9 protein-coding genes and 1 pseudogene are annotated in these 16476 nt (G+C 65.3%); 4 read left to right on the top strand and 6 right to left on the bottom strand.

What is annotated here, in order from left to right; all coding sequences use genetic code 11:
• Positions 1 to 185 precede the first annotated feature (185 nt).
• Positions 186 to 827 (top strand): IS630 family transposase, encoded by a 642-nt coding sequence (locus tag ABLV49_RS22760; RefSeq protein WP_349282636.1) that lies wholly within the window; start codon positions 186 to 188, stop codon positions 825 to 827.
• A 206-nt stretch (positions 828 to 1033) separates the two neighbouring features.
• Here the strand turns inward: ABLV49_RS22760 and ABLV49_RS22765 are convergent, their stop codons facing one another.
• The 5 genes from ABLV49_RS22765 to ABLV49_RS22785 form a co-directional block, all read right to left on the bottom strand.
• A complete protein-coding gene (locus ABLV49_RS22765) occupies positions 1034 to 4090 on the bottom strand; it encodes a peptidase domain-containing ABC transporter (RefSeq protein ID WP_349282637.1) in 3057 nt (1018 codons plus the stop codon).
• A gap of 173 nt (positions 4091 to 4263) precedes the next feature.
• On the bottom strand, positions 4264 to 5016 hold the full coding sequence (locus ABLV49_RS22770) for a peptidylprolyl isomerase (RefSeq protein WP_349282758.1): 753 nt from the start codon (positions 5014 to 5016) through the stop codon (positions 4264 to 4266).
• A gap of 49 nt (positions 5017 to 5065) precedes the next feature.
• Positions 5066 to 6439 carry an HlyD family efflux transporter periplasmic adaptor subunit gene (locus tag ABLV49_RS22775; RefSeq protein ID WP_349282639.1) on the bottom strand — a complete coding sequence of 458 codons (1374 nt, stop codon included), beginning with the start codon at positions 6437 to 6439 and terminating at the stop codon, positions 5066 to 5068.
• Positions 6436 to 8979 carry an FHA domain-containing protein gene (locus ABLV49_RS22780; RefSeq protein WP_349282641.1) on the bottom strand — a complete coding sequence of 848 codons (2544 nt, stop codon included), beginning with the start codon at positions 8977 to 8979 and terminating at the stop codon, positions 6436 to 6438. The genes ABLV49_RS22775 and ABLV49_RS22780 overlap by 4 nt, the downstream gene beginning before the upstream one ends.
• On the bottom strand, positions 8966 to 10363 hold the full coding sequence (locus tag ABLV49_RS22785; RefSeq protein WP_349282643.1) for an efflux transporter outer membrane subunit: 1398 nt from the start codon (positions 10361 to 10363) through the stop codon (positions 8966 to 8968). The genes ABLV49_RS22780 and ABLV49_RS22785 overlap by 14 nt, the downstream gene beginning before the upstream one ends.
• 397 nt (positions 10364 to 10760) lie before the next feature.
• Between ABLV49_RS22785 and ABLV49_RS22790 the strand changes: the two genes are divergently transcribed.
• Positions 10761 to 12662: a serine/threonine-protein kinase gene (locus tag ABLV49_RS22790; protein WP_349282644.1), complete on the top strand. Its 1902-nt coding sequence runs from the start codon at positions 10761 to 10763 to the stop codon at positions 12660 to 12662.
• Positions 12663 to 12704: 42 nt separating this feature from the next.
• On the opposite strand, the gene ABLV49_RS22795 is transcribed toward ABLV49_RS22790, so the two are convergent.
• Positions 12705 to 13454, bottom strand: a complete 750-nt coding sequence (locus tag ABLV49_RS22795; protein ID WP_349282646.1) for an IS630 family transposase — start codon at positions 13452 to 13454, stop codon at positions 12705 to 12707.
• A gap of 685 nt (positions 13455 to 14139) precedes the next feature.
• Here ABLV49_RS22795 and ABLV49_RS22800 point away from each other — a divergent pair.
• Together ABLV49_RS22800 and ABLV49_RS22805 are read left to right on the top strand one after the other, a co-directional pair.
• Positions 14140 to 15473 (top strand): annotated as a pseudogene (locus tag ABLV49_RS22800) (IS701 family transposase).
• 238 nt (positions 15474 to 15711) lie between these two features.
• Positions 15712 to 16323, top strand: a complete 612-nt coding sequence (locus ABLV49_RS22805; RefSeq protein ID WP_349282649.1) for an OmpA family protein — start codon at positions 15712 to 15714, stop codon at positions 16321 to 16323.
• Positions 16324 to 16476: the final 153 nt, after the last annotated feature.

Consider the following 16476-nt stretch of genomic DNA (forward strand, 5'->3'; position numbering starts at 1 on the left):
CGCCGGGTGCGCCGCAGCGGTGAACTGGCCCCGCCGCGCCAGCGTCCAGGGCCTCACGCCAGGATTGACCCGACGGGGTGCCAGCGGCTGGCGCACTGGCTCCAAGAGCAGCCCGACCTGACGCTGGTCGAACTGGCCGAGCATCTCCAGACCGATGGCCGCCCGGCGGTGAGCACGCCTACCCTGTGCCGGGCGCTGCAGCGCCTGGGGCTGCGGCGAAAAAAAAGACCGTACACGCCTCAGAGCGCGACACAGCGCAGGTACGTCAGGCTCGCCGCCAGTACTGGCAGGGCATTGCCCGGCATGCCCCCGCGCGGCTGAAGTTTGTGGACGAATCGGGCGTGAACATCGCGATGACGCGCCGCTACGGGCGTGCCCGGCGCGGCCAGCGCGTGCATGACGCGGTGCCGAAAAACTGGGGCCGCAATGTAACGGTGCTGGGCTCGCTGTCGTGCCAAGGGCTCGAAGCCGTGATGACGATCGAGGGCGCCACCGATGGGGCCGTGTTTTTTGCGTATGTCAGCCAAGTGCTGGCGCCCACGCTCAAGCCGGGCGATGTGGTGGTGATGGACAACTTGGGCGCGCACAAGGTGGACGGCATCCGCAGCGCCATCGAAGCCAGGGGCGCTGCCTTGATGTATTTGCCACCCTATTCGCCCGACTACTCACCCATCGAGCCGTGCTGGTCCAAACTCAAGACATACCTGCGCGCCATCAAGGCCCGTACCCTGGAAGCGCTGGATCAAGCACTTGCGCATGTCATCGACACGGTGACCGCCTCCGACGCAAAAGAATGGTTCAAGCATTGCGGGTATGCCTTTCACTAACTTGAAATCCGCTCTAGAGAAATCACCCTGGCTGGCAAGCACGGCGCTCAAGGTACCTGGCAGTTTTTGCTACTGAATTTATAGCTGCTTGCGCATGCCAGCCGTGCGCAATAGGCATATTTGGTGCTGAAAGCCGTTTGCCGGTCAAAACGGATGCGCTCTGGACTGCCCCATTGCAGACGTTCATGGCCGGTAGGCAAGTTTCCTCACGCAGCGCTCAGCTGCTTGTGCACCAGCTCGTAGTACATGCCGCGGCGCTCGACCAGCTCGTCATGCCGCCCCTGCTCGACGACTTTGCCTTCATAGAGCACGACAATCTTGTCGGCGTGCATGATGGTGCTCAGCCGGTGCGCGATGACCACCGCGGTGCGGCCCTTCAGGATGTCGCCCATGTTGGCGATGATGTTGCTCTCGGATTGGGTGTCCAGCGCAGAGGTCGCCTCGTCGAACACCAGCAGCCGCGGGTCGTGGTACAGCGCGCGGGCGATGCACAGGCGCTGCACCTGTCCGCCCGACAGGCCCATGCCGCGCTCGCCCACCACCTGCTCGTAGCCGAGCGGCAGTTTGCTGATGAAGCCGTGCGCATCGGCCCGCTTGGCCACTTCTTCGATGCGGCGCCGGTCGGGGCTGGTGTCGCCGCTGGCGATGTTCTCGGCGATGGTGCCCGAGAACAGCAGGTTGCTCTGCATCACATAGCCGACCTGCGCGCGGAAGTACTCCTTGTCGATCACGTTGATGTCGTAGCCGTCGACCGTGAGCTTGCCGTCAGTGGGCGGGTAAAAGCCCACCAGCAGCTTGGCCAGTGTGGTCTTGCCCGAGCCGCTGCGGCCGACGATGGCCACCAGTTCGCCTGGCTTGATTTCAAGGCTGATGTTCTGCAGCACGTAGGCTTCTTCGTCGCCGCCGTAGCGGAAGTACACACCGTCGAGCTTGATGTCGCCCTGCAGGTCGGGCAACGCAACGCGCGAGGCCACGTCCTCGGGCTTCTGTTCAGGCTCGATGTCGAGCACGTCGCCCAGGCGCTCCATCGCGACGGCGGCGTCGTTCAGCATGCTCCACAGCCCGACCATCCCCATCAGCGGCGCGAGCACGCTGCCCATCAGCGCGTTGAAGGCGATCAGCTGGCCGATCGTCAGCTCGCCCGAGAGCACCAGGCTGGCGCCGGCCCAGAGGATGGTCACCGTGGTGGCAGCGTTGAGCAACTGCCCGGCCAGGCCGACCCGGATGTTGAACGCCTGGGCGCGGAACTGGACTTCAAGCGCCTTGGCGTACTTCTTCTCCCACTTCAGCCGCACCGGCCGCTCGATGCCCATGCCCTTGACGGTTTCCACGCCGCCGAGCACTTCCATCAGGTACGACTTGGCGTCGGTGGAGGCACCGAACACTTCGCGCGCATAGGCCTTGACCTTGGGCGTCACCAGCACGGTCAAGGCGAGGATCGGAATCACGAACCCGATCAGCAGCAGCGTCAGCTTCACGTTGTACAGAAACAGCACCGTGAAGTAGATGAAGATCATCAGCAGGTTGAGCACCGTGGTCACGGTCGACTCGGTGAGGAACGCGCGGATCGTCTGGTTCTCCTGGAAGCGCGCGAAGATGTCGCCCGTCTTGCGCTTGCCGAAGAACGAGTAGGGCAGCGACAGCGTGTGCCTGAAGAACTGCGACATCATCGTGAAGTCGAGCTTGCGCACCATGAAGTTCCCCAGCGCGGCGCGGATCGTCGCCATCAGCTGGGTGAACACCTGCGAGATGATCAGCCCGCTGATCAGCAGGTGCAGCAGGCTCACGTTCTGGTGCACGATCACGCCGTCCAGGATGTTCTGGATGATCATCGGCGGCACGATGCCCAGCATCTGGATGACGAAGGTCGCCAGGATTAGGTGCAGCAGGATCTTCTTGTGCGGCACCAGGTAGCGTGCAAACCGCACCCAGGGCGAGCGCGATGCGGCCGTCTCAGCCGCCGCCTGGTTGCGGGTGAAGACCAGGCTGGTGCCGCTCCAGCCGCGTTCGAACTCTTCGAGGCTGAGCTTCCTGAAGCCCAGGGCCGGGTCCGCCACCCACACGTGCCGGTCGGAAACCCCATACACCACGACGTAGTGGTAGCCCTCCCAGTGCACGATCAGCGGCAGGTCGAAGCCGCGCAAGTTGTCGAACGTGCACTTGACGCCGCGCGTCGTGAAGCCGAGCGATTCGCCGGTGCGCGCCAGGCTGTCCAGCGTCGCGCCCTGCGTCGTCACGTTGGCCATCTCGCGCAGCTTGCCCAAGGTCATTTCGATGCCGTGGTGTTTGCAGATCATCGCCAGGCAGGCAGCGCCGCAGTCCATCTGCTCGGCTTGCTGGACCCAGGCGAAGCGCCGGATCACCTTCTCGCCGAGTTCGGGGCGGGATTGCAGGTCGAGCAGCAATGGCTTCTTGCGGCGCTGGGCCAGCTTTTTGTGGCGCTGCAGCTCGCGGTCGAGGGTGCGAATGCGTTCCTCCAGCGCCTCGCGCAGCTTCGGGTTGCGCTCCAGGATGAAGACAACGGTCTTCTCCGGAATGACCAGCAACGCGGTGTCGGTGGCGGCGACCGCCGACGTGAATTGTTCCTGGCGCAGCAGACAGGCCTTCTCGCCGAACGTGTCGCCCTGGCGCAGGGTGGCGAGCGTGTAGTCCGTGCCGTCCTCGTGGCGCACCAGGCGCACCTCGCCGTGGCGCACCACGTACAGCCGGCGGTCTTCGCGCGAGTCCTGCTTCAGGATCTCTTTTCCGGCGCCGACCTGCTTGGCGCCGACGCTGCGGATCAGCTCTTCGAGTTCGTCTTTGTCGACCTTGCCCCGCAGGTCGAACCATTTGCTGATCAACCCGCCAGCGGAGCCGATCGCCACGCGGCCGGCGACGAACGCGCGCGCCGCTGGGTTGGCGGCAATCATCGGCGCGATCACCTCGCGCGGGATGAACAGCAGCTCGGTCTTGCCCGAGGCACGCACCGACGATTCGTGCCGGTACTCGCGAAGCATCACGATCTCGGCAAAGACATCGCCCGCCTTGCGCACGCCCAGGCTGACTTCCTTGCCGCGCTCCTCGACGAAGACGCGGATCGAGCCGGATTTGACGATGAACATGCCATCGGCGGCGTCGCCGGCGCTGCAAACGGTGTCTCCGAACGCCAGCAGGCGCGGCTGCGCGGCTTCTGCCAGTCGTTCAAGGTCGTTGCGCGTCAGCGCCGAAAGCAGGTCGATCGAGGCCAGAAACTCGGCGCGCGACTTTGTTTCTTGCGTATTCATAAGTTCATAGCGTTAACAGGCCCTAGAGCGCATTCGTTTTAACCGGCAAACGATTTTTCTAGTATTAAATATGTGTTTTGCGCATATCTGGTATGCGCAAGCAGCTATAAATTCAGTAGTAAAAATCATCAAAAACTTTGAGCGCTGCGATGACCAGTCAGGGTGACTACGCGCTAGCCCGCTTCAACGCGGTGCTCCTGCGCCTGCGCTTGCAACCAGGCCTGGCGCAGCAGGCGCCGCACCTCGGTTGCCGTAGCGTCGTCGAGTTGCGCCGGATGCTTCGCGTTCAGCCGGAAGATCTCGAATGCCGAGCGGTCCGCCGACGCAAACGGCCCGAGCAGGTCTCCGACGGCGGCATTGAACAGCTTGGCCTCGACATCGCTGTGCAGTGACCCGCGCGCCACCTTGCCGAGCGAGCCTCCATGCTCGCGGCTGTCGGCGATCGAGTGCTCGCGCGCCATCTCGACAAAGCTGTCCGGGTCGTCGTGCAGCACCGCCATCATCTCCTTGGCCTTGCCTTCGGCGTCCAGCACGATGAGGCTCACCTCGATGGCGTCGAAGCGGGGCGAGTTCAACTTGAAGTAGCCCTGCACCGCCGTGTCGCTGCAGACCTGCTGCATCATCTTTTCCTGGTACAGGCTGTCGGCGATGAAGGCCTCGAACTCGTCCAGGCTGACCCGCAGGGCGTCGAGGTGTTTGTTGGTATCCGACGCGCGGTGCAAGCCGCGCACGCGACGAAACTGGTCGGCGCGCTCCTGGACTTCGGGCTCGGACACTTGGATGCCTTGCTTCTTGGCGGCAAGCACCGTGAGCCGGTCCGTCACGAGTTGCTCGACGAGCCCGTCGAACTTGCCGCTCAGCTTCAGGTTTCGCAGGAACTCGTCCACATCAATGGGGTGGCCGTCGATCTTCACGATGGGGGTCATAGGGTTGGCTCCTTTGCAATCGAACAATCAAAAAGACGGGTCGCTGGCCTCAGCCGCCGATCTGTCGGAACGGGTCCAGCGCAATGTCGATCAGGCGGCGCGCGCGCACCACGACTTCGACCGTCGCCGTCATGCCGTAGCGAATCGGGTACTTGATGTCTGCCACGAGATAGTGATCGCGCTCTAGCGACGCGCGTGCTTCGTACACCGGCTGCTTGGTCTGCTGCGATGGCTTGGTGGTTGGAGAGATGGATTCCAGCGTGCCGTTGATGACCCCGTAGCGTTGGTACGGAAAGGCGCTGAACTTGAGCCTGACCGGCAGGCCTTCGCGCAGGAAGGCGCGGTCGTGCTCGGCAACCTCGACCTTCACCACCGAGCGTGAGTTGCTCGGCGCAATGCCGCCCAGCGGCATGTTGGCCTGGATCTTGTCGCCGGGCTGCGTGGACGTGAGGTCGGTGATGACGCCGGACACCGGCGCCACGATCTGCAGGAAGTTGTCCTTGTCGATGTTGTCGAAGCGAATGCGGGTCGCGGCGTCGGCCTGCGCGCGCGCGGCCTGCAACTGCAGCCGCAGCTTCTCTTCGGCACTGGCGAGTTCGCTTGCGGCGGCCTCGTACTCCAGCCGAAGCTTCTTGAGTTGTTCGCCGCTGGTCTCGATCACGGCCTGGGCCTGCGAAAGGTCCTGGCTCTGCCGGGCGCTCAGTTCACCGACCCGGGATTGCGCCACCCGGTAGGCATTCTCGGCCGCGAGCAGTGCGTTGCGCTTGCTTTCGACCTGCAGTTGCGACACCCCGCCGCCGCCGGGTACTGCAAACACGCGCTCGAACTTGTCCGCCTCGGCCTTGGCTGCATCGCGCGCGCTGCGAGCGTCTTCGACGTTGGTGCGCGCCTCGCTGGCCTGCGCCCGCTGCGCATCCGACAGCCGGCTGGTGCCGAGCGCGATTCGCTTCTGGTGTTGCTGCTCTTCAAGCTCCATCGCCTGCCGCAAGGTTGCCGCCTTGCGCTCCAGCAGCGCCTTCTTCTCCGGGAACTGCCGCCATTCCCGCTCCGCGTTGTCCAGCTTCAACTGGGCCTGCTCGGCGCTGGCCGCAGCCTCGATGGCGCCCCGGGCGTTGAGCCGGGCCAGCACGTCGCCCTTGGACACCGGCTGACCCTCGGCGGCGTAGAGGTTGACCAACTCGCCGTCGACCGGCGCGTAAAAGCGCCTGACTTCGGAAGCGGGCACCAGCGTGCCTTGTGCCGTGACGATCACGTCGGCCCGCCCGATGAACGACCAAGCCAGCGCTGCCAGCACCAGCGCGATCATCGTGTAGATCACGGCGTGCAGCACACGCCAGGGCTCCGCGGTCAGGATCGCGATGCCCTCGGTGCTGTGGTCGCTGAGCGCATCGGCCAGCGGAATGAGGCGGTTGGCGGCAGTCATGGGCTCGCGTCTCCCAGCAGTGCCAGCTTGGATTTCAACAGCTCCGGCTCAAGTACGTTGCGCAGGTCTTGCAGCGCGCTGCGCTGCGCCTTAGCTTCGGCCTTGATCTCGTCGCGGATCGCGGTCCACCGCTCGGCCCCGGCCGCGTCCACTTGCGCGTAGACCTGCGTGCTCTGGTTCGCGTACCGGCTGGCTTCGGACAGCAGGCGGGCGCGTGTTCGGAACAAGCTCGAGATCGTCGTTTCGATCCGTTGCGAGGCTTCGATGGGGCCGGTGTTCCGATACTCCTGCCACAGCGTGCGCGCGCGGTTCAGGTTGTCCTGCGCGCGGGCCATCACCTGGTCCTTGTGCTGCTCCAGGTCCGCCTGGGTGGCGCGCGCGAAGTAGACGTCTTCGTCGGCATCGAGCGATTCGCGGAACGCCAGCAATTGTTCCACGTAGCCGCTGGTGGTACTGCTGGCACGCGCCTGCTGCAGTGACCCAAAGCGCGCCATGACAGTCTGCTTGCGCTCCAGCGCCTTCGCGGCAGCCTCGGCCCACGGACCCACTGCCATCTTCTGCAGGCCAGCCAGCGCCTGACTGGCCTGGCCGTCTTTCCAGGCCTGCGTGGCGGCTTCGTACTGCCGTACCAGGTCGGCTGGCGCAAGCTGCCCGCTGGTTGCCAGTGTGCGATAGCTCTGCTGAAACGGCGGCGTCGTGAAGCGCGCCTTCAGTTGCAGCGCAAACAAGCGGCCGGACTGGCCGGATGGGCGACCACGCGCTTCGCGCCGGATCTCGATGTACCGCGCCAGATCGCCGCGCACGCCGTCGAGCCCGCCGAGGTGGGGGTACTTCTCGGCGGTTTCTTGCAGAACGGGCACGAGCGCCTCGGGGTTGTCGCGGCCCAACTCGGTGGCAATGGCGGCCTTCAGCCTGTCGATCGCTGCCAGATACACCATGGCCTCGCTTTGCAGCTTGCGCAGATGGGTGAGCATCTCGCCGTACGGGCCGCTGAACTGCGGCACGTGCGCCGCGACTCGGGCCAGGGTGCGCTGGTGCTCGCTCGTGTTGTCGTTCCAGTGCGCCAACAGCGTCTCGATGCCGTCTTCGTCGGCGTAGATGCGGATGGGTGCTTCGGGCCCGCCGCGGGTGCTGACCAGGCGTTCGAAGTTGCCCAGCCACGCCAGCTCGGCCACGATGGGGTGCAGGTCGGGGTTGCGAACGCCGAGTTCGGACAGGGCGCCGAGGGCGGCCTGGGCGCCGTCGAAGTCGCGCATCTGCAGTTTCGCCAGCCAGGGCGGCACGTTGGCCTTCAACGCGGCTTCGGTGGCCAGCGCCTTCAAGTCGACGTCGCCGGGACGCTGTTCGAGCAGCCGGTTCACCAGCACCGAGGCCTGCGCGTAGTCGCCGCGCTCCACCACATTCTTCAGCTGGCGCTCGTCGGCGCCCCAGAGCATGGCCGTCAGCGCGATGGCGCCCAGCACGGCCACCAGCGCGGCAGCCTTCCACGCACCCCGGCGCGAATCTGCGGGCTCATCGTTGGTGACGAGCGTCGAGAGTTCAGACAACAGCAGCAGCACCCGGCCGCGCGGCCGGCGCTTGGCGGCGTGCTCGTTGTCGGCCGTGGCAGCGGCGACGGGCACGATCGCGCCACTTGGAGACTCGGTGTCGCTCGACGCCTGGTCAACGCAAAAGATGTCGAGGAACGAGGTGGGGGCGACGATGAAGGTCGTTTTCTCCGACGCCCCGGGTTGCCGCGCGGCGGGCTCGCTGGCCTGCGGTGGGTTGTTTGGCATGGTGCGCGTGGCTGCTGGCGCCGGCTCGGTGCAGGGCTCTCTCGTGATGCCCACGCGATAGGTGAAGTGGTCGCCGCCGAAGGCAACCAGCACACCGTCTTGCAGCGGCACCGCGTGCTCCTGCAAGCGCAGGCCGTCAACGAAGGTGCCGTTGGTGCTGGCAAGGTCTTCGATGCAGACGTCGCTTCCTTTTTGGAAGATGTGCGCCTGCCGGCGCGACAGGTAGCTCACCTGCCGGGCATGTGCCTCCTGGTGACCGGAGAACAGGGCATCGGCCTTGCTCACCAGGAACGGAAAGCGCGTGATGACAATGGTGTCCAGGCCCGAGTGGACGGACTCGGGCGTCAGCGTGAGCGTGAGGCTTCCCGCCGGCCGGGTCTTCTGGGCGCGCGGCGCGATCTGCACGCGGTACGACAGCACGCCGCCGAAGCCGATCTCGTCGCCGTCGTGCAGTTGCTGCGGCGTCTGCTCAAGGACGATGCGGTTGACCGTCGTGCCGTTGCTGCTCTCCAGATCGACCACATAGACGCTGCCTGCCTCGCAGAAGATCCGGGCGTGCCGGCGCGACAGCATCACGACGATGTCGTCTTGGTAGGTCGCGAAAGGCTGCTCGGCGCGGCCCACGGCGAGCATGCCGTCGACGCGGATCTCCCCCAGCTCGGGCCGGGACAGCGGCTTGAGCACAATGTCGAGGTCATTCCCCGCCGCCACCTGCGATGCGTTCAGGGGCGCCTCGCCCCGCAGCGCACACTCAGTCGCTGGCATTTGCGACCTCCACGGCGGCCCAGCCACCCCCGAGCGCCTTGTAGAGCGTGACCGTGTCGGCGAGGACCTGCTGGTGGCTCGCGAGCAGCGCTAGCTGGGCCGCAAGCAGCGACCGCTCGTTCTCGAACACCTCGAGCTGCGAAATGAGGCCGGCCGCAAGCTGCACCGTGCTCCCGGCAGCGACCTGCCGCAGCTCATTGACCTGCAACTGCAGCTGCTCTTTTTGCTGCCGGTGGGCGTCGAGGTTCACGAGCGCGTTCTCGGCATCCTCGAACGCGGCGACCACGGTGCGGCGGTATTCCTGCTCGGCGACCTGCACCTGGGCCTCGCTGGTCTTGGCGCGCGCCTTGATGGCGGGATTCAGTGCGGGAATGTTGATGCTCGGCGCGAGCCCGAACGTGAAGGACTTGAGCAAATCGCCGAGCGCGAAGCTGGCCGAGCCGCCGCGGCCGGACAGGCTGATCGAAGGCAGTTGTGCGAGCTTCGCCTGCCCCATCAGGTCATGGGCCACGAGCACGCGGAACTCGGCCGCGATAACGTCGGGCCGGCGCGCCAGCAACTGCGAAGGCAAGCCAGTGGGCACCCCGGGAACCTGCACCCGGTCCTGGAGGCGGCCCACAGGCACCTTGAGCTCTCCGGCCGGCAGGCCGAGCAGGGTGGCCAGCGCGTTCTCGGACACGTTGCGAAAGCGCACCAGCTCCAGCAATTCCTTGGTCAGCCGGGCGGTTTCTGCACGTTGGCGCAGCACCTGCGTGGCGGGCACGAGGCCGTTGTTGCGCATCGTCTCGAAGATGCCCAGGATCTGCTGGTTCTTGGCCAGCGCGCGTTGCTGGTGGTCGATCTGCTCGTCAAGTTGAAGGATCTGGAAGTACGTGATCGAGACGCTGGACACCAGCGTCAGGTAGCCGGCGCGCCAGTCCGCCTCGGTCGCCTTGAACTCGGCGGTCTGCGCCTGGACGCCCTTGCTGACCTTGCCCCAAACGTCGATGTCCCAGTTCACCTGGGCACCCAGGCTGAACTGCTTGCTCAAGCGCTGCCCGGTGCTTTTCTCCAGGCTGGCGCCCGCGCCGATGTCCACCGTCGGCTGCCCGCCCGCGCGGGCCTCGGCGATCTGCAGGCTGGCCACGTCGATACGGGCTGCCAGGATCTTCAAGTCGAAGTTAGCCGCAATCGCCTTGGCCACGAGCGAGTCCAGATAGGGGTCCCGGAACTCGGTCCACCACTGCATTGAAATCGTGTCGGAAGCGGACACGGCGGACTCCGAAGGCCGGGACCAGGAGGACTTCGCGGGGGCCTCCGGGCGCTTGTATTCGGAAACGTGGACATCCGCGCAACCGCACAGCAGGGCCGCACACAGGCCTGAGAGAAGAATCATCTGGTTCATTGCGCCCTCTGCTCAATAGTTGGACTTGCCGACGGGAGCTCCTGACGCGGGATTCGTAGCTTCACATCGCCGGAGCTTGTCGCCACTCTGAGTTGCGGCCGGTGCCAGAACGGTTCATGCCTTTTTCGTCGCCGTCACTATGTGCCTTAGTGGGGCGAAGGGCGAGAGTCGACTCTCGGGGCCAGCGGTAACTCTATGCAGAACGCCAGGCGCTGTCAAGGCGCTTTAAACAGCCGTGCGAAGTCACTCCCTCATCCATCGTTCCAACCGCTTCGGAAAGAAACGCGTCGGTTTGCGAGAGAATGTGAACCGCCTTGCCGAACGCGGCAACTCATGGCCTGTAGCGAACAAGACCATGGATTCGGCAGGATCTTTCTTGCCTGCAGGAGTGATGATGATGAATCTGACGAACTGGACGACGCGGTTTCAGGCGGGCAATGCCCGGAGTTGCGAAAGGCAACCCGACGGGCAAGGCAGCGAATCGGGCAGCGCCGATGCGCAAGTCGCACCGGCCCAGCCCGCCGCACCGCGCTCGCTGGTTGGCCGCCGCGTTGGCGCCTACCTCATCGGCAAGCGGCTCGGAGCGGGCGGCGTCGGAGAGGTGTTCAAGGGCGTCGACGTGATGCTCAAGCGCGAGGTCGCGATCAAGGTGCTGCACCCCGAGTTTGCGTCCGACCCGCTCTTCGTCGAGCGCTTCAGCCGCGAGGCGCAGCTCCACGCGCAGCTCAGCCACCCCAACGTCGCCACCGTCCATGCCTTTGTGCACGAAGGCGACCATCAATTCATGGTCATGGAATACGTGGCCGGGATCTCGCTGGACGAGTTCGTCCGCTCCGGCGGTCCGGTGCCGGTCGGGCGGGCGCTAAGCATTTTTCGGCGGGCGCTCGACGGCATCGAGCATGCGCACCGCAACGGCATCGTGCACCGGGACATCAAGCCGGCCAACATCATGGTGGCCGACAGCGGCGCGGTGAAGGTCATGGACTTCGGCATCGCCCGCGCGCTCGACAGCCAGGAGCACCTCACGCGCCACGGGCAGGTCGCGGGCACGGCCAAGGCGATGGCGCCCGAGCAGATCCGCGGCGCCGAGGCCGATGTCCGTTCCGACATCTATTCGCTGGGCATCGTGCTGTACACGTTGCTGGCCGGCCGGGCGCCGTTCGACGCCGACAGCGACATCGCGTTGATGAAGGCCCAGCTGGAACAAGCACCGCCGCCGCTAAGCGCGCTCGCTGCCGACGTGCCGCCCGAGGTGGAGGCCGCGGTGATGCGGGCGCTGCAAAAGGACCCGTCCGCCCGCTTCCAGAGCGTGGGCGAGTTTTCGCGTGCGCTCGATGCCAGCGCCAGCGCCAGCGCCGAAGCCGACGCGACGGCGGCGATGCCACGGCCGTCGCGCGCGCCAACGATGTCGAGAACGGCCCTGAATCCCGCGCTGGGCCACGGGCAAGGACAGCCGCAAGGCGCGGCGGAACGCCCGACAGCGAAGGACTTCGCTGCCGCGGCCACCGCGGTGCGGCCCCTGCCTGCGGCGGCTGCGCGGCGCAAGCTGCCGCAGCTCAACCGCCGTGCCGCCATGATCGCGTTGGCGCTTTGCGCACTGGTGGCCGGCGCGGTCATCCTGATGCCGCGCACGCTGCCACGCGCGGCGCTCCCTGCCCTGCCGCCGCAACCCGTCGCCCCGCAGGCGGCAGCCCCGGTCGAACGCGTGGCGGTCGCGCCGGTAGCGGCCACGCCAGAACCGGCCGCCTCTGCGGTCGTGCAGCCGACACAGCCGCCAGCGCAGGACGAAACCGTGGTGCCACGCACCTTGGCCATCGTTCCTCTGGGCTCCGACGGCCACTTCAAGCCTGGCGAGCGCATTCGGCTGCAGGTCATCGCGAGCCACGATGCGCACGTTTACTGCTATCTGCAGGACGAGACAAAGCGCATCATGCGCTTCTATCCGAACCGCTTCCGTAAGAGCGCCCTGGTGATGGCGGCCGCGCCGCTGGAGATCCCGGGCCCGATGCGCTTCGAGATTCTGGCGAACACGCGCAACGTGACGGAGACGATTGCCTGCTTCGCGAGCGAGCGCGACCTCATGGACCAGCTGCCGTCAGAGGTGGTCGGCACCGACTTCGCGAGGCTTCCGGTCACCTCGCTCGACCAGGTGCGAAGCGCTTTTGCGCGCGGTGGCGCCGACAAGCTGGCCGAAGCCAGCTTCCTGGTTCAGTCAAGTAGTCCGCTTGTCCGTCGGCCTGTCGCGGCCGAACCCGGGCGGATAGAGCACATTCGTTTTAACCAGCAAACGAATTTTTAGTATCAAATAGGCCGCTTGCGCATGCCTAGAGCGGATTTCAAGTTAGTGAAAGGCATACCCGCAATGCTTGAACCATTCTTTTGCGTCGGAGGCGGTCACCGTGTCGATGACATGCGCAAGTGCTTGATCCAGCGCTTCCAGGGTACGGGCCTTGATGGCGCGCAGGTATGTCTTGAGTTTGGACCAGCACGGCTCGATGGGTGAGTAGTCGGGCGAATAGGGTGGCAAATACATCAAGGCAGCGCCCCTGGCTTCGATGGCGCTGCGGATGCCGTCCACCTTGTGCGCGCCCAAGTTGTCCATCACCACCACATCGCCCGGCTTGAGCGTGGGCGCCAGCACTTGGCTGACATACGCAAAAAACACGGCCCCATCGGTGGCGCCCTCGATCGTCATCACGGCTTCGAGCCCTTGGCACGACAGCGAGCCCAGCACCGTTACATTGCGGCCCCAGTTTTTCGGCACCGCGTCATGCACGCGCTGGCCGCGCCGGGCACGCCCGTAGCGGCGCGTCATCGCGATGTTCACGCCCGATTCGTCCACAAACTTCAGCCGCGCGGGGGCATGCCGGGCAATGCCCTGCCAGTACTGGCGGCGAGCCTGACGTACCTGCGCTGTGTCGCGCTCTGAGGCGTGTACGGTCTTTTTTTTCGCCGCAGCCCCAGGCGCTGCAGCGCCCGGCACAGGGTAGGCGTGCTCACCGCCGGGCGGCCATCGGTCTGGAGATGCTCGGCCAGTTCGACCAGCGTCAGGTCGGGCTGCTCTTGGAGCCAGTGCGCCAGCCGCTGGCACCCCGTCGGGTCAATCCTGGCGTGAGGCCCTGGACGCTGGCGCGGCGGGGCCAGTTCACCGCTGCGGCGCACCCGGCGCAGCAGTCCTTCGACAAACGACAGGCTCACGCCAAAGAATTCGGCCACCGCGCGTTGCGATTGACCCGGGCGTTCGCAACGCCTGCACGACTTTACGGCGTAAATCCAGAGAATAGGGAGCAGCCATGATTGCACCATTGCTTTGCTGACATCCTTCTTGGACTTCTTGTCTTTCAAAAAATTCGTTGCCTTCAGTTATCTTGAAATCCGCTCTAGTATGCGAAATAAGCTATAAATTCAGTAGCAAAAATCTTGAGCGTCCTGATTGCCAGTCAAGAGGATTGCGCGCTAGTCGACGATCCGGCCGCTGCGGGTCTTCGCCCCTGAGAGATCGACGTTTTGCGGCAAGTCCTTGACGTTGATGAGCGCCGCAGGAAGAACCTCCTGAGCCGAAATATAGAGAAAAATCCCCCTGACTGGCAATCACGGCGCTCTGGGCACCTGATAGTTATGCTACTAACTTTATAGCTGCCTTCGCACGTCCGCCATGCGCAAGAGGCCTATTTGATACTAAAAATTCGTTTGCCGGTCAAAGCGAATGCGCTCTAGCGGTAGTTTGTTGAACCATATAGGTCCCTGTCTGTCTAACTGGCAGGAGGGTTCACATCATGTCTGCTCGTCTTTCACGTCCTCCTGCCCCAGGATCCCTGGCAAGCGTTTGCGGTGCAGTTCGACCCTTTGCTCCAGACGCCGGCCCAGCGCCATGGCTTTCGATGCGTATTTGTCCGGATTGCTGCTCCCGCGCGACCGGTCCAAAACACTGACCGCGCTGGTCGGCGCCGAGCCGCTGGTTCAGGCCCAGGCGGCCGAGGTGCAGCGGCTGCAGTTTTTCCTGTCCGAGGCCGCCTGGGACGCCGAAGCGATCAATGCGCGGCGCCTGGCGCTGCTGGCCGCCGAGCCGGCCACTGCCCCGTCGGCCAACGGTGTGCTGGTGATCGATGACACCGGAGACCGCAAGGAGGGTAGCGCCACCGACCATGTGGCGCGCCAGTATCTGGGCTCGGTCGGCAAGATTGACAACGGTATCGTGGCCGTGACCACGCTGTGGGCCGACGAGGCACATTACTACCCGCTGCATGTGGTGCCCTACACGCCCGAGAGGCGGCTAGCAGGGGGAAAGCAGGATCCGGCGTTTCGCACAAAACCGCAAATCGCGCTGGCCCTGGTCGAGCAGGCGCAGGCTGCGGGCATCCTGTTCAGCGCCATCGTATCGGACTGTTTTTACGGGGACAACAATGCCCTCGAAGCGGCGCTGCTCGAGCGCCGCCTGCCGCATGTGCTGGCGCGCCGCGGCGCGCTCGGGCGTGGCTGGGCGCCAGTGCAGGCGGACCATTCGTTCAAGGATGCGGCGCGCTCGCTGCCGTTGTGCGCCTGGAAAAAAGTAGTTCGCCGCTTTAGCGATGGCCACCCCGAGCGCTGGTGGGCGGCCGAGCTCACGCTGTTCGGCTATGGCCCTGACAGGCCGGTGCGCGCAGTGTGCGCCACGACCGATCGGCGCGCGCTGCCGGCCCTGTCCACCTGGTACCTCACCACCAACCTGCCCGCGCCGCTAGGCGAGGTCGTGCGGCTGTACGGACTGCGCAACTGGGTCGAGCAAAGCTACAAACAAATGAAGGACGAGCTCGGCTGGGCCGATTTCATGGTCAGAAGCGACCGGGCGATCCGCCGCCACTGGACGCTCGTGTGCTGTGCGTTTGCCTTTTGCTGGTGGATTGACGCCTTGCAAACCCGAGCGAGTGAGCCATCAATGCCAGCCGAGGCGCGGAAAAAAAACCAGCTGCCTCAAGGCGCGGCCGTGCTGGCCACGCCTGCTGCGCGCGGTGCGCGCCTGGCTGACCCCGGCGTACTGGCTTGCGCGCTGCTGGGCCGCCTTTGCCGGCACGGCCCCGCCAGCCGGACTCGCCGCGCTGCTTGGCGCCCTGAACGCCGGCCACGGGATTAACCTCTACCTTCGGCTTTAACAAACTACCGCTAGGCTCGGGCGGGCGCCCAAGGAAGTGCCGTAGCGCCAACAACACGCTGGCGGTGCGCATTGGCGGTGCCGGCCCCGTGCACTATCACGGCAACCCGGCAGTGACACGTTCCATCCGCGGCATCGGGTCGATCGAGAAAAATTGAACCGACCGGGCGCCTCGCGCAACCCATGGGCATCGACGAATCCAACGCCCAAGGAGCCCGAAATGACCCGCTACTTCGTCACCCTGGCCCTCGCCATCGCCGCCGCCCTGCTCACCCCTCAGGTGAAGGCCGAGAAGGTCGTCGTCTATCGTGAAGGGCAGCTGGTGAACCCGCAGGACGTGGCGGCCGTGCTCGGCAAGACCCGTTCGATTCACCTGCTCGACGATACGCCCGCAGTCCCGGCGAAGTCCACCACGATGGCGGCGGGTTCACTGGCGAAGACCGCGGCGAGTTCCCCGGCCTCTGCTCGCATTGCCCGTGATGACTCGAACGCCGACGCCTCGGCGCTGTCCCTGCCGGTACGCTTCGCCTTCGGCTCCGCTGACATCCTTCCGGCCGCACGGACCCAGCTCGACGCACTCGCCGCAGGCATCAAGCTGCTGGCGCCGGAAAGTACCGTCACGGTCGAGGGCCACACCGACGCCGTCGGCAGCGACGCCTACAACCTCGAGCTGTCCAGAGTCCGCGCCCGCGCCGTGCGTGACTATCTGGTGCAGCACCACGGCATCGACGCCGCACGCCTGAAGATAGTTGCATATGGCAAAGCCCGGCCGATCGAAGCCTCCGATCCGAACACCGCCCTGAACCGCCGCGTGCAGTTCCGCGGCTCCTGAACGCACACTCGCGACTACCCAGGGCTGTGCCATGGCCGCGTCGCGGCCGCCGCGCGACAGTGAAGGTCAAACAACCCAGCCAATTTACACAGCTTGGCCTCTTGTAGGGTACGTTTTTGAATGCATAGCCAATAAAATCATAAACTTGCGTCA

The organism is Polaromonas hydrogenivorans, from assembly GCF_040105105.1.
In the GTDB taxonomy this organism is placed as follows: domain Bacteria; phylum Pseudomonadota; class Gammaproteobacteria; order Burkholderiales; family Burkholderiaceae_C; genus Polaromonas; species Polaromonas hydrogenivorans.

What these genes read in the sequence shown, in the direction of transcription:
- ABLV49_RS22805 (WP_349282649.1), top strand. Translation starts at nt 15,712, where the DNA reads ATGACCCGCTACTTCGTCACCCTGGCCCTCGCCATCGCCGCCGCCCTG.
- ABLV49_RS22770 (WP_349282758.1), bottom strand. Translation starts at nt 5,016, where the DNA reads ATGACCCCCATCGTGAAGATCGACGGCCACCCCATTGATGTGGACGAG.
- ABLV49_RS22790 (WP_349282644.1), top strand. Translation starts at nt 10,761, where the DNA reads ATGAATCTGACGAACTGGACGACGCGGTTTCAGGCGGGCAATGCCCGG.
- ABLV49_RS22765 (WP_349282637.1), bottom strand. Translation starts at nt 4,090, where the DNA reads ATGAATACGCAAGAAACAAAGTCGCGCGCCGAGTTTCTGGCCTCGATC.
- ABLV49_RS22785 (WP_349282643.1), bottom strand. Translation starts at nt 10,363, where the DNA reads ATGAACCAGATGATTCTTCTCTCAGGCCTGTGTGCGGCCCTGCTGTGC.
- ABLV49_RS22775 (WP_349282639.1), bottom strand. Translation starts at nt 6,439, where the DNA reads ATGACTGCCGCCAACCGCCTCATTCCGCTGGCCGATGCGCTCAGCGAC.
- ABLV49_RS22780 (WP_349282641.1), bottom strand. Translation starts at nt 8,979, where the DNA reads ATGCCAGCGACTGAGTGTGCGCTGCGGGGCGAGGCGCCCCTGAACGCA.